General features: G+C 53.6%; 17 protein-coding genes. 8 read left to right on the top strand and 9 right to left on the bottom strand.

The features are described from left to right. Positions 1–1,662, bottom strand: coding sequence for a lysine--tRNA ligase (gene lysS, locus IE065_RS04645; RefSeq protein ID WP_229792057.1), 1,662 nt, complete (start codon positions 1,660–1,662; stop codon positions 1–3). 371 nt (positions 1,663–2,033) lie between these two features. Here lysS and IE065_RS04640 point away from each other — a divergent pair, with 371 nt between their 5' ends. From IE065_RS04640 to IE065_RS04630, 3 genes are all read left to right on the top strand, one after another. Beyond that, positions 2,034–2,723 carry a DUF2062 domain-containing protein gene (locus tag IE065_RS04640; protein ID WP_189512306.1) on the top strand — a complete coding sequence of 230 codons (690 nt, stop codon included), beginning with the start codon at positions 2,034–2,036 and terminating at the stop codon, positions 2,721–2,723. A gap of 4 nt (positions 2,724–2,727) precedes the next feature. Further along, positions 2,728–3,966: a DUF1343 domain-containing protein gene (locus tag IE065_RS04635; protein ID WP_189512304.1), complete on the top strand. Its 1,239-nt coding sequence runs from the start codon at positions 2,728–2,730 to the stop codon at positions 3,964–3,966. A 188-nt stretch (positions 3,967–4,154) separates the two neighbouring features. After that, positions 4,155–4,652, top strand: a complete 498-nt coding sequence (locus IE065_RS04630) for a response regulator (RefSeq protein ID WP_189512302.1) — start codon at positions 4,155–4,157, stop codon at positions 4,650–4,652. Positions 4,653–4,719: 67 nt separating this feature from the next. Here the strand turns inward: IE065_RS04630 and IE065_RS04625 are convergent, their stop codons facing one another. From IE065_RS04625 to IE065_RS04610, 4 genes are all read right to left on the bottom strand, one after another. Beyond that, positions 4,720–6,414 carry an ABC1 kinase family protein gene (locus tag IE065_RS04625; RefSeq protein WP_189512299.1) on the bottom strand — a complete coding sequence of 565 codons (1,695 nt, stop codon included), beginning with the start codon at positions 6,412–6,414 and terminating at the stop codon, positions 4,720–4,722. Positions 6,415–6,417: 3 nt separating this feature from the next. Next, positions 6,418–6,720 (bottom strand): phasin family protein, encoded by a 303-nt coding sequence (locus IE065_RS04620; RefSeq protein WP_189512298.1) that lies wholly within the window; start codon positions 6,718–6,720, stop codon positions 6,418–6,420. 61 nt (positions 6,721–6,781) lie between these two features. Next, complete coding sequence (locus tag IE065_RS04615; protein WP_189512296.1) at positions 6,782–7,654, bottom strand: hypothetical protein; 873 nt, start codon at positions 7,652–7,654, stop codon at positions 6,782–6,784. Next, positions 7,651–8,487, bottom strand: coding sequence for an SCO family protein (locus IE065_RS04610; protein ID WP_189512294.1), 837 nt, complete (start codon positions 8,485–8,487; stop codon positions 7,651–7,653). Before IE065_RS04610 ends, IE065_RS04615 begins: the two co-directional genes overlap by 4 nt. Positions 8,488–8,531: 44 nt before the next feature. Between IE065_RS04610 and IE065_RS04605 the strand changes: the two genes are divergently transcribed. Beyond that, a complete protein-coding gene (locus tag IE065_RS04605; protein ID WP_189512291.1) occupies positions 8,532–9,560 on the top strand; it encodes a COX15/CtaA family protein in 1,029 nt (342 codons plus the stop codon). A 23-nt stretch (positions 9,561–9,583) separates the two neighbouring features. Further along, positions 9,584–10,516 carry a heme o synthase gene (gene cyoE / locus IE065_RS04600; RefSeq protein WP_200163207.1) on the top strand — a complete coding sequence of 311 codons (933 nt, stop codon included), beginning with the start codon at positions 9,584–9,586 and terminating at the stop codon, positions 10,514–10,516. A 291-nt stretch (positions 10,517–10,807) separates the two neighbouring features. Here the strand turns inward: cyoE and secA are convergent, their stop codons facing one another. The 3 genes from secA to IE065_RS04585 all read right to left on the bottom strand — a co-directional run bounded on the left by secA (position 10,808) and on the right by IE065_RS04585 (position 16,718). Then, complete coding sequence (gene secA / locus IE065_RS04595; RefSeq protein ID WP_189512289.1) at positions 10,808–13,900, bottom strand: preprotein translocase subunit SecA; 3,093 nt, start codon at positions 13,898–13,900, stop codon at positions 10,808–10,810. 119 nt (positions 13,901–14,019) lie between these two features. Beyond that, positions 14,020–15,465 (bottom strand): sulfatase family protein, encoded by a 1,446-nt coding sequence (locus tag IE065_RS04590; RefSeq protein ID WP_189512287.1) that lies wholly within the window; start codon positions 15,463–15,465, stop codon positions 14,020–14,022. A 71-nt stretch (positions 15,466–15,536) separates the two neighbouring features. Then, positions 15,537–16,718, bottom strand: a complete 1,182-nt coding sequence (locus tag IE065_RS04585; protein ID WP_189512285.1) for an SHD1 domain-containing protein — start codon at positions 16,716–16,718, stop codon at positions 15,537–15,539. A gap of 41 nt (positions 16,719–16,759) precedes the next feature. On the opposite strand from IE065_RS04585, the gene tsaE reads away from it, so the two are divergent. Next, positions 16,760–17,200 carry a tRNA (adenosine(37)-N6)-threonylcarbamoyltransferase complex ATPase subunit type 1 TsaE gene (tsaE, locus tag IE065_RS04580; protein WP_189512283.1) on the top strand — a complete coding sequence of 147 codons (441 nt, stop codon included), beginning with the start codon at positions 16,760–16,762 and terminating at the stop codon, positions 17,198–17,200. 60 nt (positions 17,201–17,260) lie between these two features. Here the strand turns inward: tsaE and IE065_RS04575 are convergent, their stop codons facing one another. Further along, entirely contained in the window at positions 17,261–18,823 is a 1,563-nt protein-coding gene (locus IE065_RS04575) for a putative Na+/H+ antiporter (protein ID WP_229792056.1), read from the bottom strand. 185 nt (positions 18,824–19,008) lie between these two features. Between IE065_RS04575 and IE065_RS04570 the strand changes: the two genes are divergently transcribed. Together IE065_RS04570 and nusG are read left to right on the top strand one after the other, a co-directional pair. Next, positions 19,009–19,503, top strand: a complete 495-nt coding sequence (locus tag IE065_RS04570) for a GbsR/MarR family transcriptional regulator (protein WP_189512280.1) — start codon at positions 19,009–19,011, stop codon at positions 19,501–19,503. A 3-nt stretch (positions 19,504–19,506) separates the two neighbouring features. Further along, the gene (gene nusG / locus IE065_RS04565) at positions 19,507–20,055 is read left to right on the top strand and encodes a transcription termination/antitermination protein NusG (protein ID WP_189512279.1); all 549 of its coding nucleotides are present in this window, start codon (positions 19,507–19,509) and stop codon (positions 20,053–20,055) included. Positions 20,056–20,165: the final 110 nt, after the last annotated feature.

The following is a 20,165-nucleotide window of genomic DNA, read 5'->3' as shown; positions in this document are numbered from 1 at the left end:
TTACTCCGCACTGCTCTTGTTTCGCAATGTCGGGAACAGGATTGTATCGCGAATATTCCCTGCGGCCGTGAGTAAAATCACCAGTCGGTCGATGCCGACACCCATGCCGCCAGCTGGGGGCATGCCGTGCTCAAGGGCGACGAGGAAGTCTTCGTCGAGGTCTTGCGTCTCTTCGCCAACTTGCGCTTCGAACATCTCGCGCTGCACAAAGGGATCGTTCTGCTCGCTGTAAGCCGGGGCGATTTCTTGGCCATTGATGCACAACTCGAACACATCCAGTGAGCCGTCGCCGGATTCGTTGAGCTTGGCCAGAGGGCAAAGCTCCTTCGGGATCCGAGTGACGAAGGTTGGCTGGATCAGCGTGGGCTCGATCAATTTTTCAAAGACGTCGTTGGTCACCTCAAAGTCCGCCGCTTCAGGGTCAACTTTGATGCCCAGCTTTTCGCAGGCGGCCAGCTTGTCTTCACGACTGCGCGTAAACCAATCGGCATCACCGGTGGCTTCGATAACGAGGTCGTTATACTTAGCCTCGCGCCATGGGGCAGCGAAATCGATCACCTCGTCCTTGCCGTGCACGGGGATCTGGAACGTGCCCAAAACGTTTTCGCACAGGTGATGGATCAGGCCCTTAATGAGGTCCATCATGCCGCGGTGGTCGGTGTATGCCTGGTAAACCTCAAGCATCGTGAACTCCGGATTGTGGCGGCGCGAAAGACCCTCGTTGCGGAAAACACGGCCTAGCTCGAACACCCGATCCACACCGCCCACAAGCATGCGCTTGAGGTGCAGCTCCAGCGCAATCCGCAGGTAGAAATCGCAGTCCAGCGCGTTCATGTGCGTCACGAACGGGCGCGCCGCAGCACCGCCGGCCACGTTGTGCAAACAAGGCGTTTCGACTTCGTTGAAATCGCGGTCCCACAGGTAGCGGCGAATTTCCTTGATGATCTCGCTACGCAAACGGAAGCGATTACGGCTCTCCTCGTTGCTGATCAGGTCGAGGTAGCGCTGGCGATAAATCTGCTCGGGGTCCTTCATGCCGTGGAACTTTTCCGGCAACGGACGCATCGACTTGGAGACGATCGCGTAGTCCGTAATGTGGACCGTGATCTCGCCCGTGGACGTGCGGAAAACCTTCCCCTTCGCGCCAATGATGTCGCCGAGGTCGATCATTTTCTTGAAGAACGCATTGTAATCCCCTTCCGGAAGATCGTCGCGTGTCACGTAAATCTGGATGATGCCGTCGCGGTCAAGCAGCTTCAAAAAGCTGGCCTTGCCCATGACGTTAAACATGACCACGCGACCCGCCACCGATACCTCTGCACCCATCGGCACCTCTGGCTTTTCGGGGACTTCCGGCAGTTCAAACGGGTCCTGCTGGGTAATCTCCCCCGCCTGGATCTTTGCCCGACGCTCCATCTTGGCGGCGTTAAATTTCTCCGCGGCTGCCTCGTAAACCGCGAGCTCGGCTTTCACCGTTGGGTTGGCGTCAAAGAAAGCGGCTTCTTCGGCTTCAAATTGCGCGAAGGCCTGCTTGCTGGTGTGCGTCTGGTCCCAGTTCGTGCGGAACGGATCGCGGCCAACGGCGCGCAGCTTGTCGAGCTTGTCGCGGCGCACGGCGAAAAGGTCATGGGAGTTGTCTTGATCGGGCTGTTTCTGGCTCATGAGAAGCGAGGAACGCTGATACCCGGCCCGTCTGTTTGCAAGGGCAAAAGCTGATGTCAGCGGCCTGGGCAAACGACATATCATACTGACGTAATTGCCGGAACGTGACGACGGTCAAGATATGGTAATCCATCCAATAGAAAACTAAGTAAATATGTCCCACTTCGCTGAAAAAGATGTCGTAGCAAAAATCGCCTGAGTTTCCCGCAGCATATCCAGCCAATCGGCCATCCGTTTATACAGACAATTAATGAAACTTTCACAGAAGTGTTGTCAAAGCTCATGGAACCACACCACACTGATCCTTTTCTCAACACCTTGTGACGGCGGACGAAAAACATAAGCATGAGTATTTTAGGCGCATTCGGCGGGTGAAACGCTGGCTGCGTCCGCTACCCCGCCGTGCAACAATCCACCGTTATCCGGTGTTGGGCTGGTTCGCCGATACCGCACGCAAACGCTCTTATCTCTGGTCATTCCGGCGCGAAGATGTTGTCCCGGCGATCTACATTGGCTGTATCCTATCGATGCTGCCGATCTATGGTATTCAGGTACCCACCGCCTTTCTGGTCGCAATGGTTTTCCGCTGCAACCTGATGGTGATGGTCGCTACGCAGTTCATTACTAATCCGATTACAGCCGGGCCGCTTTATCTAGCGGCGTGCTATGTTGGTCTCCAGATTTTCCATTTTCTGGGTGCACCGATTCCAGGCGACTCCGTTTATGAGTTCGCTATGCTGATCACACACAATCTGAAGGACGCCTTTCTGAGCATTGTCGGGCCCAGCACCATGCGTGGCTCAATGGAAGAGCTTGCCCAGCAAACGCAAATGTCCTTACCAGAAATCGTAGGCTTGGGCTTTAAGGCAACTTTTGTGGGCGGGACGATCATCGGCTACTTCATTGGCTTCTTCTTGAGCCTGATCTACCAATTTACCGCCCGTCGCGCCAATGCACGGATGTTTGACCTACGGACCCAGTACCACAAAGTTCGCCTCCGCGAGGCCGAAGCCTTGAAAGCCGCTGAAGCCCTGAAGTCTACCCAAAAGCCCAAAACCTGATTTTATGCCGCGCCCACTGCTGCTTTTCTTCCTACTCGCCATCCTGACTAACGCCCACGCTGCGCCCATGATCGACCTCGGCATCGACACCCTCCGCGAGTCTGGTTACGCCAAACTACAAGGCAAACGCGTTGGTTTACTGACCCACCCCGCAGGCGTGGACAAATATGGACGCCCAACCTGGAAAGTACTCGCCGATGCGCCCGAGGTGAACCTCGTCGCCCTCTACGGCCCCGAACATGGCATCGACGGCCATGCCGCCGCCAACGAATACGTAGCCCACACCACACACGGGCCCACCGGCCTGCCCGCCTACTCCCTTTACGACAAACACCGGAAGCCATCCCCTGAGATGCTCAACAGCATCGACATCATGGTTATCGATTTACAGGACTTGGGCGTGCGTAGCTATACCTATGTCAGCGCAATGAAAAAGGCCATGGAGGCCTGTTTCGAGCAAGACGTGGAGGTTATGGTGCTCGACCGCCCAAACCCGCTTGGCGGGCTCAAAGTCGATGGCCCGCCGCTGGACCCTCAATGGAAATCCTACGTCGGCGAATTTCTCGTGCCTTACGTTCACGGCATGACCATTGGCGAACTCGCAATAATGGCAAAGAAGCAACCAGGCGTCCTCGATGTAAGCGACGAAACCCGCCGGAAAGGCAAATTACTCGTCGTTCCGATGGGCGGCTGGAAACGCTCAATGCTCTGGCCCGACACCGGACTGAAGTGGGTGCCGACCTCGCCCGCAATCCCCGACTTATCCGCTGCTATGGGCTATTCAATGACGGGATTAGGCACCTATGTAGGCGATTGGCGCCACGGCGTTGGCACGCAGTATAATTTCCGCCTACTGACCTACCCTGGGCGTTCCCCGGCGTTTATCAAGCGTGCGCTGGAAGCAGAGCGCATCCCCGGCCTCGGCTACGAACTAACTGACGGGAAAACCACCCGCGGTGCGAGCGTGCCCGGTGTTTATCTAACGGTCACCAATTGGCAGGCACTGGACCCCTGCGCCATCAGCGCCTATATGATGCGATTAGCCTGCCAATGGAGCCCGAGCAACCCCTTTGCAAATATCGGCGAAAAACGACGCGGTTTCCTCATTCACATGGGTGATCCAGCATGGCTAGATGAGCTATCTACCCGAGGCGCGAATGCCCGGGTTGAGCTCTTTCTGCAGGAGTGGTCGCGCCAAGCAAAAGCCTTTCAGCAACGTAGCCAAGCCTATTGGCTGTATTAACCAAACGATAAATCGACGGCCTTTCCTTATTTTCTGAAAATAAAGGCTTCATGTAATTCCCTTGTAAATTCACACAAGGGCCAAAAGTCCTCTTGATTTATGGCGATAGCTTGTTACCGTTAATCATTGTGAAGATACTTTATTGGGACGATTCAGAAGCAGTACTCGAGAATGTTACCAAAAAACTCGTGAAACTCTGCCACAAAGTTGTTCCAGCGCGAACTCTTGAAGATTGCAAGGCCGCGCTGGAAGACAAAGACGCGCCGGTTGATCTCTTTATTGCAGATTATAAAATCGACGAGAAAGACGGCATGAACTTCATTATGGGAGCCAAGGCGACCGATCCGGAGCTACATGTTGTCGTGCTTACCCCATCAATTCTACGGTCGGAATTCAATCAACTGCAAATGTGCGGCATTGAAATCCTTAAAAAACCGATCCTGCTCGATCAGGTGGTGCGACCGTTTTTAGCGCCGGACAAACGTCGCAAGAAAACGATGCCCCCGATGCCAGTTCCTGAATCGACAGAGAAAAAAGGCTCTGGCCTGCTCGGCATTCAAGATGAGGACAAGACCCCATCGGAAGTCGCCGTAGAAGAACGTCCAGAAGGCATGCCCCCCCCCCCTGGTGTCGAGCTTGAGCCCAAAAAACGCAAAGGCCTAACTCGGCTTTTTGCCCGTAGCTAGCCTAGCCCCCCCCCTCTTAAGCGCCTTGGAAAATTCTCCAATGCGAAGATTGGCAATTCATTTCGGGCTATTTGTGTCGCCCGTGGCGAACGATGTCCCAAATGATCCAGCCGCCGAAAACGATACCGAGCTTGAATCCAAAGGCGGCCAACAAGGTGATGACATTGCCACCGTTGTAAATGTCGCTAAAAGTCGCATCCTTGGGTGCCATCGTGCCCACTACAATTGCCGAGGAAAGAATGATCGAAGCCGTGATAATGGCCAGAGTTAACCGGTTCACGCCCATGTCAAAAGCGTCGCCGACCTCACTCAAACCCTCATGCTTCATGGTGACCTTGATCTCACCATCTTCAAGGTGGCGGAAAAAGCGCTGAACGTCTCCGGGCAACTCGCGCAGCTTGTGCAAATGACCTTGCAGATTCCACCAAGCACGGGACATGACACCCGCTGGATTCCAACGCTCCCACTCCAGCTTACGTAGGAAGGGCTTGCCGACCTCCCGGATATCGAACTTTGGGTCCAGCGTCTGTCCAACTTCTTCAATGGAAATGATCGCCTTGGCCAGCAGCGAATAATCCCGCGCCAGTTGTATGCCATTGGAGCCGAAAACAAAGAGCAACTCGATGACGATCTTGCCGATCGCTTCGTTCTGATCGAACTTCGAGCGATATTGACGCAGAACAAAGCCGACCTCCTGCTCTAGTTTAGTCTGGTCAATTCGTGTTTTCCCGAGGGCCATCATCATTGCAACCCGAACCACTTTTTCCGGATCACTCTGGGCAATCGCGCTGAACAGGTCGGCTAGAAAATAGCGCATATCGCGGGTCAACTGGCCAGCCAACCCCCAATCAATAAAGCAAAGCCGCCCATCTTCCGTGATCAGGATGTTGCCGCCATGCGGATCGGCATGGAAAAATCCACTGATGACAATCTGCTCAAATATGCTTTTTCCACCAGCTGCAGCCAATTTGATCCGGATATCTTCCGGAATTTCTGGATCCCATGGCGGGCGGCCTTCCACCCACTCAAACACTGTCAATCGCTCGTGGGTAAATTGATCGTAGACTTTGGGTGAGAAAACATCTTCGTAGGGATTCAGTGCGTTAAAAAGCGCAGCATTGTTGGCCTCAATAGTAAAATTGAGCTCCTGCATAATGCCTTGGCCCGTCGATTCTACGATCGAAGGCAAGTCGTAGGGCTGCAACTCCTCAACCTTGGCGTGCAATTGTTTGACCAGCCAGCCAATGATTTCGATATCGGCCTTGATAGCCTTTTTGATATTCGGACGCTGAACCTTGATCGCAACCCAATCTTCGCCTCCTTTGAGCCTAGCCTTATAAACTTGACCAATGGACCCTGAGGCAACTGGCGTCGTATCAAAGTCGTCAAAGTACTCTCGATAATCTTCACAGCCCAATTCTGCGCATATGATCGGCTCAATATCCTCAAAAGAAATGGGGCGGACTCGACTGCGCAGGTTCTTAAATTCTTCAATCAGTCCTTCGGGTAGCGCGTCCGGGCGCGTGCTCATCACCTGCCCAAACTTAACGAAAGTCGGCCCTAAATCTTCCAGTGTTATCCGTAGCCGCTGCCAGACATTTAAATTATGATCAGTCGGCGGAATAATCTTCTCGATCAGCCCCTTGGGCAGTCGCACCGTCTCCAACAAATCGCCAAAGCCATGCCTCGCCAGCACCGTGAAGATTTCCTTGGCACGGGCGACATTGCTGAACAAGTCGAGCGTCTTGAGCGGGCTGGCCAAAGTTTATTCGCCGGTCTTGTTACTGGCCTCAAGCGCAGCAACACGGGCTTCCAGTTGCGCCAAGTCTGACTGAGTGGCAACTTTCGCCTTGCGGAGCATGTCCTCAAACCAGTTCTCTAATTCGCTGCGAGATTTTTCAAACTCGGCACGACCATCAGAGACAATTTTATCGGCAAGATCCTTGGCCTCACCTGTAGAAATCTTGCCCTTATCCACCAGCTCACTCAAAGCCTTCTCCGCACTTTCTTTCGTAACAACGGCGGCACCAACTCCTGCGAGCATTCCTTTTTTGATAAATTCGATCATGGCAGGCTAATTCAATACGTTTTGAGTTCAGGGGACAAATAAATTCGCTGCGATTGGTCGATTAATTAACCCGAACCGAAAAGGGCATAAAGCGCTCTACCCCGTCTACCTTGACTTGCGCCCAAACACGGTAATCACCGGGCACATGAGTGTTGAGCACGAAGTCCAACTGGGGCGCAGCGTTCTTTTCCCGCCCCGTGTATTTGGGGTGCAAGTGGGCAAACCCAGACACGCCCTCATCAAAGGCAACTAAGTGAGCGTAGGCCCCCATCACTGGCTCCAACACCGCCGCCACTCCATCTTCCCGAGCAATTGACAACTGGAGCCGCGCTTCATTATTGACCGTTGGTACAGCAGGCTCGACTAACAGCGCAGCCGTCCAACCGCCAGGCAGGCCAATGGGCACCTCGGGCGCGGGCGCACCCGCTACTTCTATCTGACCCACCGCAATGACCACTTGACGTGTCTTCAAAGGAACTATTTCCGCAAAGACTTCGTAAGGCCCAGGGCGACGCGGCGTGAACGAAAACTGCCATTGCCCCGACAAACCAACGGGTGTCGGGTGAATATGGTGATAATCCTCCCGTGATGGATCAACGACCAAGACATGCATTAACTCCGTATGAGTCACGGCCAAGTCATTTGGCGTAATGGCGCGCCCACCTTTAGCCCCGATTTCAAGGGTCACATTGACCGGCTCTCCAACTTGATGGTTTTCCTGCTGAGTCATCAGCTTGAAGTCCACCGGGTATTGTAGGGAACGCACTTCGATGAAGACCGGTTGGTCGGAGCCACAGAACTGGATGCCATCACCGTCCACTACTGGCGGCTCGTAATGCAGGAATCCACACTCCGCGTCAGGCAGCGATCGCAACCCCACGAACAGCCCAAATGCCGCAGCTGTAATCAAGCTACACTGAATCAACCGGTTCATGAGCCTTTTCCTGCCTCCCGCTCGACGAGCCGATCAAGGAACTCTTCTGGTGTCCAGAGAGAACCCTCTTTTCGGTAAACGACCATACCATTTCCATCGACCATGACCGTGGCCATGGTATGGTTAATGGTTCCATCCTCATCCACCGTCAAAATACCAAACTGTTTCATCATGTCCTCAATGGCGTCAGGATCGCCTGTGAGCAAACTGAAGTTCTTGAAATGCGCCCCGCGTTGCACGGCGTATTCGTTAAGAACGCCTGGCGTGTCGTATTCGGGGTCAAAAGTAATCGTAACCAGTTGCACATCCCTCAGTTGTGACTCGTCGACTAGCTTTTGCAGACGCAACATGCGGGCGGTTGTCGCAGGGCACATATTGGGCATTTGGCAACGAGTGAAGATGAAATTATAAACGACATTATTACCGCGGAATGTGCTTTTGCGTACGAGGTTGCCCTCTTGATCATAGAGCGCGAAATCCGGCAGATAATCGCCCAACGATCGAAAGGCCTTGCGCCCCTGCGTAATCGTTTCCGTATGCAGCGACTCATTAACCGACTTTTCAATCTGGCGGTCGATGGAATCATTGGGCCAAATAGCATAAAGCGTCGGCGGCTCTGTCATGGGCTCCAGTTCGCCTCGAATCTCTTCGCCAACATAGCCAATACGGGCGTCTCCCGCTCCCACACGAACCACGCGCCCATCGCCCAGAGTCAGAGTCTGCGCCTCCTTGTCCACAGATTTTACGGTCGCGGTGATGGACTGCGCCCCCAAGCTCCCGGCGAGTAAACACAGTGCCGTAGTAAAGAAGATTGTCGTTTGCCTTCTGCTCATCCTTTATTACCAGTTTACCGATATTGTCATTTTAGCAACCGAGAATGTTATCGCGCTTCATCCAACGTCATGACCATTACCAGCCAGCTTTGTTCTGGTTTGCCGTTTTTACGCTATGCTGGACGCTGGTGCTGCTCTACGCAGGTGCCTATACCACGAGTATTTCAGCGGGTATGGTATTCCTAGACTGGCCCCTATCCAACTCATCAATCATGCCCGAGGGCTGGTGGCAAAATCAAGACATGCGGGCCGAACACAGCCATCGCTTACTAGCGACGACTCTTGGTTACTTGGCGATTATCCTCTCGATCTGGGCCTTTCTACGGGTGGACAGGAAGCGTGTGCGACAATTAGCTTACGGGCTACTCGCGCTCGTGGTTGCCCAAGGTCTACTTGGCGGCCTGCGAGTTCTCTATGACAAATTAAACACCGGTGCTGAGACCAATGTGGCAGGCTACACATTTCGTATTCTCCACGCGCTTGGGGCTGAATTTACTTTATGCGCTCTGGCCGCACTCGCGCTGGTGCTGTCTCGCCGCTGGAAAGAACGCCAATGCAATTTGCAAAGCCCAGTCCCGTCTTCCGTTCGCTCTTGGGGTATCGCGGCCGTCTTGGCTCTGGTCATTCAAATCACACTTGGCGCACTTATGCGGCACGCCGGCGCGGGCCTCGCAATTCCGACTTTTCCACTGACACCGGAGGGGGGGGTATTGCCAGCAGTCTGGAGCACACCTGTCGCCCTGCATTGGCTTCATCGCCTGGGTGCTGTTATTGCCACCATCGCAATTCTTGGCTTTTTAGGGATGCTTTATGGCCGGTCAAACACACGACGCGCACTCCTAGGATCAATCATCGGAGTGATCATGCTACTTGCCTTGCAAATCTTTCTGGGGGCAGCAACCGTGTGGACCTACAAGAATCCAGTCATGGCATCTACCCACATGTTGGTCGGCGCATTGTTGCTTGCCAGCGTCTGGACGCTCACATTGCAAACTTTCCGCTTGCCCAAAGGCTCACAAGAATTAACGAATAGGCGTTTACCTTCAACCAAGCAGGCTCAGACTACGACTTAAAGTGCGCCCGAGCCAGTTTCAAGATGAGATCATCGCCTAGTAACCCCAGTATCGACCGTGTCTCCCCAGCATCTTGGGCGGACCGTATGGCGCTGCGTGATTACTGGGAACTCACCAAGCCACGACTAAGCCTGCTCTCTGTAATTACGGCCCTCGTGGGCTACATGGCGGCTGATTCCCAGCGTGATGGCAGTGTCTTCCTTTCCTTGCTGATTGGCACATCCTTGGCAGCAGGCGCTGCTGGTGCCCTCAATCAATGGCTAGAGCGTGAAGTCGACCGCCATATGGCACGCACGCGCGATCGCCCTCTGCCCAGTGAAGCAATCTCCCCACAAGCAGCATTAACTTTTGGCCTAGCCCTTGGTATTGCAGGCGTGACGTTGGTTTGGCTAGGCGCAAACCCACTCGCTGGCGCACTTACTTTGGCCACGTTAGTCTCCTATTTGCTGGTCTACACACCGCTGAAGCGCGTAACGGCGTGGAACACCCTGATCGGTGCCGTACCCGGTGCCCTCCCCCCCCTCATCGGTTGGGCTGCCGCCCAAGGGCAAATCGCTCCCCTTGGCTGGATTCTCTTTGGCATCCTCTTTTGTTGGCAGATTCCACACTTCATGGCTATTGCCTGGCTCTATCGTGAGGATTATGCCCAAGGCGGATTTGTCATGAGCACAGTGACCGACCCGAGTGGTCAAGCTGCGGCACGCCAATCGCTCGCTCACTCCTTGATTCTGCTCGGAATCAGTCTTTTGCCTTCATTACTCGGCTACACCAGTTGGCTGCTTTATGGTTTGGTGGCCCTCATTTGCGGCCTAGGTTATTTCTGGACAGCCTTTCGTTTCTGGCGAGTTGGCGGCGAACAACGCACCCCTGCCTCACGAAAACTCTTCCTAGCTTCCATTGCCTATCTACCGTTCTTATTGGGCGCACTTGTAATTGATCGCTGGCTGATTGGTTAAACACTCCTGAGGCCGCTGGCTAGCTGCTCTCTACCAAAACAGAGAGATTTGCGCCGCATCCCTCCCCCCATATTCCACGCAGCACTCCTAGACCTGTGATCCACAATAGGAATCACCTAGAAGCTGAGGGCCCGTGGAACTTCTTTAAGCTAACGTACAATACGGATATGCTTGTCCCCTGATTATCCCCTTAGGCACGCAATGATCTGGTGCCTATACAAGGGCACCAGACTTAACAATTCAAACGGACTCATTAGCCCGCGCTCACCTCTCCTCGCGCCAAACTAGATATTACTTCTGGACTGGCTCAACAAGCACCCAGCCTTCATTCCTGATAAGCGGCTCAGCCTTCTTGAATTTCATGGTCTGGGTTTGAGGCCCACGCCGGATCGTAACCGTATCATTACGACCAATTTTGGGCAGATTGACCACAGGAGGTGCTTTTTTAACAACCTTGGGCAACTTCGCCTGCTGGCCGGAAGCGACTGATAGTCCGCCGGATCCAACACCCTGCCCTTGCGCAACTGCACCTTCGTCAGGGCCGGTTAGCTGCGCTTTTTGCTGCATCATCTGCTGCGAACGCACATGCGCCTCCAGAGAAGTGGAGCTACGGAACAAACGACGGCACAGCTCGTTTCGCACGCGCCCCATCATTTCCGTGAAAAAGGTGAAAGCCTCGGCCTTGAACTCCATCAACGGGTCCTTCTGGGCGTGACCACGCAGATAAATGGAACGGCGGAGGTCTTCAATTTCGGTCAAATGGTCCTGCCAGTTATTGTCGATCGACACAGTGATCAGCGTGCGCTGTAGACCAATAATACGCTCTGGATCCTCTAGGGACTCTTTCTCCGTGTAAACCTTGTTCACCTGCTCCATGAGATGTGGCACGATCGCAGCACTATCCTTGTTCGCCAAATCCTCGGACTTCAAGGAAACCGGGAAGTGGCTGTTCAGCCAACTCAGCAGGTTCTCTAAGTCTTCGTTTGTTGGATCCTTACCGGCGGGTGCAATCGCCTCCCAACGCTCTTCAAGTTCCTCTTCGATCATCTCAAAGATGATCTCACGCGGAATGTCGGTATGGAGCGCGTCATTGCGAATGCCGTAAACGACTTCGCGCTGGCGGTTGAGCACTTCGTCGAACTGGAGCAGGCGCTTACGCACCGAGTAATGCTGCTGCTCAACTTTCTTCTGCGCAGATTCAATCGAGCGATTCAAGAGCGGGTGCTCCAATACTTCGCCTTCGTTGAAGGTGTTCTGGAGAATCTTTGAAATCGGCCCAGCGTTGGCGAACAAGCGCATCAGATCGTCTTCCAAGGAGACGTAAAACTTCGTCATGCCGGGATCGCCTTGACGGGCGCAACGGCCACGCAACTGACGGTCAATACGACGCGATTCATGGCGTTCTGTGCCTAACACAAGCAAGCCGCCAAGCTCACGTACGCCTTCACCTAACTTAATGTCAGTACCGCGACCCGCCATGTTAGTAGCCACAGTGACCGCTCCGCGTTGACCAGCATTGGCCACGATTTCCGCCTCCTGCTGGTGGTATTTCGCATTAAGAACAGCGTGCGGAATTTTGCGACGCTTGAGCAACTTACCGATCTCTTCCGAGGCGATAACGGAGGCCGTCCCCAGCAACACTGGCTGGCCACGCTCATGTGCAACGGCGACACTCTCTACCACCGCAGCAAACTTCTCGCGCTCAGTCTTATAGATAACGTCATTCTCGTCAATACGCAGACAGGGCTTATTGGTCGGGATGACCGTTACATCGAGGTTGTAAATGTCGTGAAATTCTTGGACTTCGGTTTCAGCGGTACCAGTCATCCCCGCCAGCTTTTCGTAGAGACGGAAATAGTTCTGAATCGTGATCGTGGCGTAGGTCTTCGATTCCTTTTCGATCTTGACGTTTTCCTTGGCCTCAACGGCCTGATGAAGGCCTTCGGACCAACGGCGACCAGGCATAGGGCGACCGGTATTTTCGTCAATGATGACGACCTTGCCCTCTTCGCTGACCACATACTGCCTATCGCGCTCATAGAGCGAATAGGCGCGCAAGAGTTGACTGATGCAGTGTAGGTCTTCGCTCTGTTGGGCAAAATTGGCTTCGGCCTCCTGCTTCGCCTTCATTTTGGCGGCGTCATCGAGGTCTTCGTCACGATCAATCTCAATAAACTCGGTTGGTAGGTCAGGCATGACGAAGGCGTCGGGGTCGCCCGGACGCAAGGTGCTGCGGCCTACTTCGGTAAGGTCGGCCTGATGCTGCTTCTCGTCGATCGTGTAGTAAAGGTGCTCCTTGAGCGTGAACAACTGCGCCTTGTTGAAGTCCGAGTGCATCTCGAGGTCGTATTTCTCGAAGCTCATGCGAATATTGCCCTTTTCCATGAGGCGCATAAACTCACGATTCTTCGGCATGCCAAGCTTGACCTGCAAAAGCTTTTCGTTGGCTGCTGCGTCGTCGCCATCTTCCTTTTCCAGCTCTTCCTTGGCTTCGCGCACAAGTTGTTCACACATTTTGACCTGAGCCGAAACGAGCTTCAGAATGCCAGGCTTGTGTTCTTCAAACGGCGCTTCGCGGTCCTCCGCAATCGGGCCGGAAATGATCAACGGCGTGCGAGCTTCGTCAATGAGAATGGAGTCAATTTCGTCAACGATGCAGAAATAGTGATCCTTCTGGACTTGCTGCTCCTTGGTCGAGGCCATGCCGTTGTCACGCAGGTAGTCAAAACCGAACTCCGACGCCGTGCCGTAGGTGAGATTACACTCGTAGGCAGCGCGTTTTTCGTCATTGGGCTGCTGGTTGCGGAGCACGCCAACGGTGAGGCCCAGAAATTTAAACAACGCGCCCATCCACTCGGCATCACGTGAAGCCAAGTATTCGTTGACGGTTACAAGTTGGCAATTCCGACCAGAAAGCGCATTGAGGTAAAGCGGCAGTGTGGAAACGAGCGTCTTACCTTCACCGGTCGCCATTTCCGCAATTTTATTGTCGTGAAGCGCCATGCCGCCGATCAACTGGACATCGTAATGGACCATCCGCCAGACGTCCTTGGTGCCAGTATATTCGATCTCGCGGTCACAGAGGCGTCGAGCACCGTTCTTGGCCACGGCGAATGCCTCCGGCAAGAGATCATCCAAGATGTTTTTGTTGAGCTCGACAAGCTTCTCCGGGTTGGCGTCATCACCGCCAAGAGCGGCCACACCGGCCTTCCACGCTTCCTGAAAGCGAGCCATCAACTCGGGCGTCTTAGCCTGCAGTTGCTCATCCGTGAGCGACTGGTAAGACTGCTCCAGCTGATTAATTTTTTCTACAATGGGCTGAGCCCGCTTGTAGAACTTGCGGTAATGGTTACCCGAGAACTTCTTAAGAATTGATCCGATCATTGGCAAAGGGCGATTTTGCGAATCAGACACCCTGACTCGCCAAGTGTTCGCCGTCAACGGCGTTTTCCCATGCTTTTCTTTGCAACACAGGCCTGTTTCTGAGCTGAATTGCGCTTAATTTAAAGCGCCATTTGGTCTTTTGTGTAATGCCAGTTCTGTGCAAATTTTTCTCCTAGAGGGCCATCGAGCCGATCGAGCTGCCCTTTCCCTTTTACGGACAAGTGCGCGCCATCCATTTCTGGGATCACATAACGGGCAAACCAATCCTCCAGGCCACCACGTAATGCGGCGACTTGCACCGCATATGTGGGATCATCAATGCAATTGTTGGTTTCACCGGGATCACTCTCCAAATCGTAAAATTCGCACGGGAAATCTTCAAAGCGATGCACGTATTTGTAACGCTGATTGCGGATCATGCGGACAGGGCCATATTCGTCAAAAACAACTAGAGGTTCATCGCGCTCCAAGGGCTTACCCGTCCAGATCTCTGTCAATGGCTGTCCAGGCAGACCAGCAGGAATCTTGCTTTCCAGCCCGACAAAGGCCAGCAACGACGGCAGGAAATCATAATGGCTGAACAAAGTTTCCGAGACGTGCCCACCAGCTATCCCCGGCCCTGCAATGATGAACGGCACCTTGACCGAGGAGTCGTACATGTTCTGCGGATAGGTGCCATTGCCCTTTCCGTAAATGCCGTGATGGCCCATGTTCATCCCATTATCGCTGGTAAAGACGACGATGGTGTTGTCCAGCTTGCCTTGGCGCTCGAGTTCTTCGAGCAACCGGCCGATATCGGCGTCCATTGCTGTAATCGAACCGTAATAGCCGCTCAATTGCTCTCGGCGAAATTCTGGATCGCGTCCGCCCCAAGGCGCACTGTTTATCTGCCAAGGATGCATCGGCTCATTCGGTGTTGATTCAAAGGGACACTCGTTGAAATACGGGTCGAAATACTCTGGCGGGTGCTGTTCGCGTTCCCAAGGACTATGGGGTGCCGTGTAATGCACACCCAAATAAAACGGTGTTGTCGAATCCTTCTGCTGGCCGAGGAAATCAAGGGCTTTATTCGTAAAGGCGTGCGTGATATACTGATCGGCTGTGGATTCTTCGCTATTTTCGATTACGGGCGCGTTGTAATAAGCACTGCCCCCCCCCGCATGTACATACCAGAAACCGTGCCCTTGTTGGGGCTGGGGGGAGTTGCCCAAGTGCCACTTACCACTGAGGGCGACTTCGTAGCCATTTTGAGCAAGAATGTCCGTATAAGTCGATTGTCCCTCCATGTAGGTGATCAACACGCTATCATCATTCGATGACTTTGAAACGGTGCTCCCGCGGCTAATCCAATCGTGCACACCATGCGCAGATGGAATACGCCCCGTAATCAACGAAGCCCGCGCCGGTGAACAAACCGGAGACACACAAAATGCATTTTCTAAACGTACGCCTCGCGCTGCCAGACGATCGAGGTTCGGGGTCTTGATTTCACTGTTGCCAGCACAGCCGAGTGCCCAGGCACCCATGTCATCAGCCAAGATGAAGAGAATATTCGGAGTAGACATACCGCCATTCTGAAACTGACTAACTCAATAAGGCAAAGCTGAAAAAACGTGCTTTCACCGTAACAATCTCGCTAATAACGCCAAATTACGATTTCCAGGTCCTCCCGCTTGTAAGCAGCGACTAACTCGGCAAAAATCTCTGCGTAGGTGCGTCCATCAAGCAAGAACGCCTGTGCGTCATCGGGAGTCACCCCTGACTCCAAAGCCCGGCAATAAGCGTAAATACACCGTCCCTCACCTTCTCCATCGAAATGCAGGTAGTAGTTAAGCAATAAAAACGCTGACAGGTAATACTGGCTCAGCAGTTCCGGCTCATCCTCGAAATTCCGGTTCCATTCCGCATGCGAAATCGTCATCAGGCGCTCCACGGGGACCATCGGCACGGGGTTGCCTTTTTGCAGACGCATTCCGCTGCGCTGATAAACAAAGTCCTCCACATCTCGTTTATCAAAGCGGAACTGGCCATCGTCGTAAGGCACGCTTTCCATGTAGACCGCCATCCCCTCAACAATCCACTGCGGGAGTAATTGCAGCCAATCGTGATGCACTTGGTGGGTAATCTCATGAATCAGTGTGGCGTAGTCATCAGAATCATCCAAGGTGAAGCTACTCGACGATTTCTTCACACCCAAGCTCGATAGCGGCGTCCAAATTTCGCGTTTCGATGGTAAGTAGACACCACCGGAGTTCGGCAAACCGCCAGCGGCCAAGTAGCTCTCTTTCATCGCGAAAAGGCGTGTCGTGAAATGCGTTTCACCAGGCTGCGGCTTCCATTCCAGCGGGAAGGCCTGCATTGCTGCATAAGTGCCTTCAAAAATTTTGCCAAACTCTCGGACGACCTTACGTGCTAGCTTTACGTCCGAGTGAAACTCAAAGTGCGGCGTACGGTAGATGTATTCGCCCGTCTGGCTGTCCTCTCGGACAACTTCCACCTCGTAATCATCGGGCAGATCAACCCGACGAGGCCAGACCAAGCCATCAAAGGGGGGGGGGCTGGATTCATTTGCTGGCTGCGCTGAGGGGGGGGGTATCGTCTGCTGACGAATGAAATTTTGGTCATTTTTGCTCAGTAAAGCGATGGGAATTGAAAAAACATCTCCGTCAGGCACTCGTTTGATCTTTACGTGGTCGTGATCCACTTCAACAAACTCAGCCTCGACTTGGCGTCCCTTGGTATCGGTCCACGTCCGAGTGGTCGCCGAGAGGGTCGCGGCGGAAAGAATGATCCATGCAATGCAGCAAAGTCTCGTCACTGGCCTCATGAAACGTTTGCTTCGTTCACCAGTCAATCCACATGAAGGAGATTATCGCTCAATTACAGACCGGGGTCCACACGAGTTCCCCCGATGAAACCGAAGCCCTCGCCCGGCGTTTCGCCACGGTGCTGCCCGCCAACAGCGTGCTGGCGCTCTATGGCGACCTCGGTGCGGGCAAAAGCACGTTTGTTCGCGGTTTAGCGCGGGCCTGGGGTATCACGCAGCCAATCACCAGCCCGACCTACAACCTGCTCCACTGCTACGAAGGTGAGCGTCAACTGTTGCACTTGGACGCATATCGGCTGGATAAACCCGACGACGCAGAAGCTCTGCTGATCGAAGACCTGCGTCAAGAGCCCTGGATGCTGGCCATCGAATGGCCGGAGCACGTCCCCGATTACTGGCTAACAGAGGCCTGGAAGCTGAACTTGAGTCTCGATACTGGTGGACGCTTCATCCAGCTAGCTCCAGGAAAGTAAAAGCTGACTTGAGATAAAAATGACCATCTCCCCGCCTACATGGAATCGAAAACCGGCTCCCTAGTGAGGGAGCACGATGAAACAAACGGCCATGATCAGCGTCGGGATTAAAGCGCCCAGCAAGAGCCCGATCGGAGAAATGCCTTCGGGGAAATACTTGCTCAAGATACTCTGACCAGCCGGATTGGGGGCGTTGGCGATCACGGTTAAGCCACCACCGGTAACAGCACCTGCAACGACTGCGTATTCGAGCGCGCGAGCAGTAACCAATGCTTCGGCTGATTTGGCGACGCCATGGATGTCTAGCGGGCCAAAGGCAGGCACCTCAGAGGCCAAGAGCGTAATCGCGGCATTGTCATTAAAGGCCGTCAAGACGGTCGCAATGCAGAACAACATCGTTTCGGAGAGGCTGGAGAGGATCGGTGCGATCCACCACCCCTGCAAACCACCGTGGATCACCAGACCAGCAAGGAAGAAACCCACGAGCATCGGGCTCTTGATGTTCAGTTGATACTGGTAATGATCCGTAGCCTTGGTAAAGCCGAGGAAGAATAAGAAACCACCAATGAAGAACGGTGGCTCATGCAGCGTCATCACTGTCCAAGCCAGAAAGCCTAAATGCACAATGATGACCCAAAACGGCACGGGCTCTTCGAAATTCGCTTCGTTCTCGACCTTCTGCTCTGCCTTGAGGCTCTTCAGTTCCTTAAAGAAGATGCTCAGATAAAGTGCATTGGCAATGATGATACCCAAGATCGCGCGCCAGCCAAAATGCGTAAGCATGAACATCATGTCCCAGTTCCATTTACCAGCAACCATCAGCACGGGAGGTGCGGCGAAGTGCGACAAGGTGCCGCCAACTGAAATATTAACAAAAAGTAGGCCGAGCGTGGCGTAGCAGAGCTTGGCCGAAGGCTTGAGCTTGTAAAACTGCTGGCCGAGCAACATGGCAGCAATTGTCATCGCGGCAGGCTCCGTAATGAACGAACCCAACAGCGGCGCAACGGTCAGAATGGCCAACCACCAGGCCAGCGGCGAGCCATGACCAAGGCTGGCAACCATCTTCAGGCATCTCTCGGCAAATTTGATCACTGGACGAGTCGAAGCAATTGCCATGATGACCACCACGAACATCGGCTCCGTGTAGTTGCGGTTGTTCACGTATTCCACCGCATAATCCCAACCATGGTTCGGCGTAATGCAGATCGCGATGACCAGCGGCACCACCCAGATGCCAAAAATCGCCTCCACTTCTCCGAGAAAATGAAACAGAGTCGCCTTGAAGCAGACGGGCTCCTTGCCGGGAGGATAGCTGTGACCATCCTTTTTCAGCTTCTCCTTGTGAGCATGCTCGTAGTTATGCGCCATCTTGTTGAACTTGGCGCACATGAAGGTATGGAGAATCGCGCAGAAGAAGATGATCGATGCGACCAGATTAATGGGATCGGAGGCGATGCGCTCCTTGAGAATCTCCACCAAAGTTAGCGGACGGCCCAGCTCGGCTTCCATATCGGCTTCTTTATCCATATAGCCAGCCAAAGGCTCTGGAAAAACAATGTCACTCTCTGCTCCATGCCCGCCACCAGCGGCAAACAGGCTAGTTGCCCCAAACAGGGAGAGCATGGAAAGAATGGTTAAAGTAGCAAAGCGTCGAATCATGGTCATTAGTCTGTGTTTGGGGCAGGAAAGCATTTTCCGCGTCAATGTCCAGACTAGGACGTCAAAAACCGACCGAGATCATCTTGGCTTCTTATCACTTATTTCAAAAAAACTTGAAAAAACGAAAAAATGGGGCATTCTCCTAATAAATGGATGATGCTCCCGCAGAGACTGAGTTATCCGAGCTCGAATCGGAGGCAGTGGCGCTTTTTGTCCGCCTTGTGCAACTGTTGGGCCTGCCGAAGTCCATTGGCCAGATATACGGCTTGATTTACATCTCCCCTCGCCCATTAACGATGGATGACATTGTTTCGCGCCTAGGCATCAGTCTGGGTTCTGCCAGCCAAGGCTTACGACAACTGCGTACCCTCAAAGCAATCCGTGTGACCTATATCCCCGGTGAGCGTAAGGACCATTATCTGCCAGAAACTGAGTTCCGAAAGCTCTTTGCTAATTTCATTGAAGACCAATTAAGCCCTCATATTGAAGTGGGCCGAGACGCCATTGACCATATGACGCGCTTGGCCGAGAGCTCCAGCGAAGCCGACGCCATCCATTACCGCGCGCGGATTGACAAATTGCGCCGTCTGCACAGCATCGCAGGCAGACTAACGCCAGCCATCGCGCGGTTCATTAATTTCTAAAGCATGCCGTTAATTCCCCCCAGCAGCGATCAAGCACTTTGGTTTTGCGTGAAGACGCAGCCTCGACGTGAACGCAATGCTTACAAGACTTTGCTCACGTTACCTCAAGTCGAGTCTTTCCTCCCGCTCGTTCGCTATCCACGACAGACTAACAAAGGCAAACGGGTGACCAGCGAAGCGATTTTCCCTGGATACCTTTTTTGTCGATTCGCGCCGGTCTTAGCCTGCCGCTCGGTCCAGTATTCTCAAGGCGTAGCCTACATCATTAAGCGGGGCGAAGCACTCGTGTCCATATCCCAAAGCTTGATCGATGAGATTCGCCTGCTCGCTCCCGATGGGGTGCTTGACCTCGAACCGCGCCCGCTCATGCCCGGCGAACGAGTCCGCCTGATCCAAGGTATTTTCTCCGGCACTGAGGCGGAAATCATCAGCCTCGCGCCATCCGCCGAGCGAGTCAAAGTGCTCTTGGAAATCTTAGGCCGCGAACAAGAAATCGTCCTGCCAATGGATTCGATAGAGCGCATGTTTGAAAACCCACTGTCCGGTCAATAATATAAATTTCAGTCGTCTTTCCTAAAGCGACCCTCCGCCCCGATGGGCGTTACCCACAGTTCCGCTTAGAATCGATTGGCTTTGCGTTACAACGCATCCGGCCAAAGGCG

This window comes from Cerasicoccus arenae (assembly GCF_014651635.1).
Classification (GTDB): Bacteria; Verrucomicrobiota; Verrucomicrobiia; order Opitutales; family Cerasicoccaceae; genus Cerasicoccus; species Cerasicoccus arenae.
Note: the sequence above shows the minus strand (reverse complement) of the source record. Positions and strands in the feature narration are given on the sequence as shown.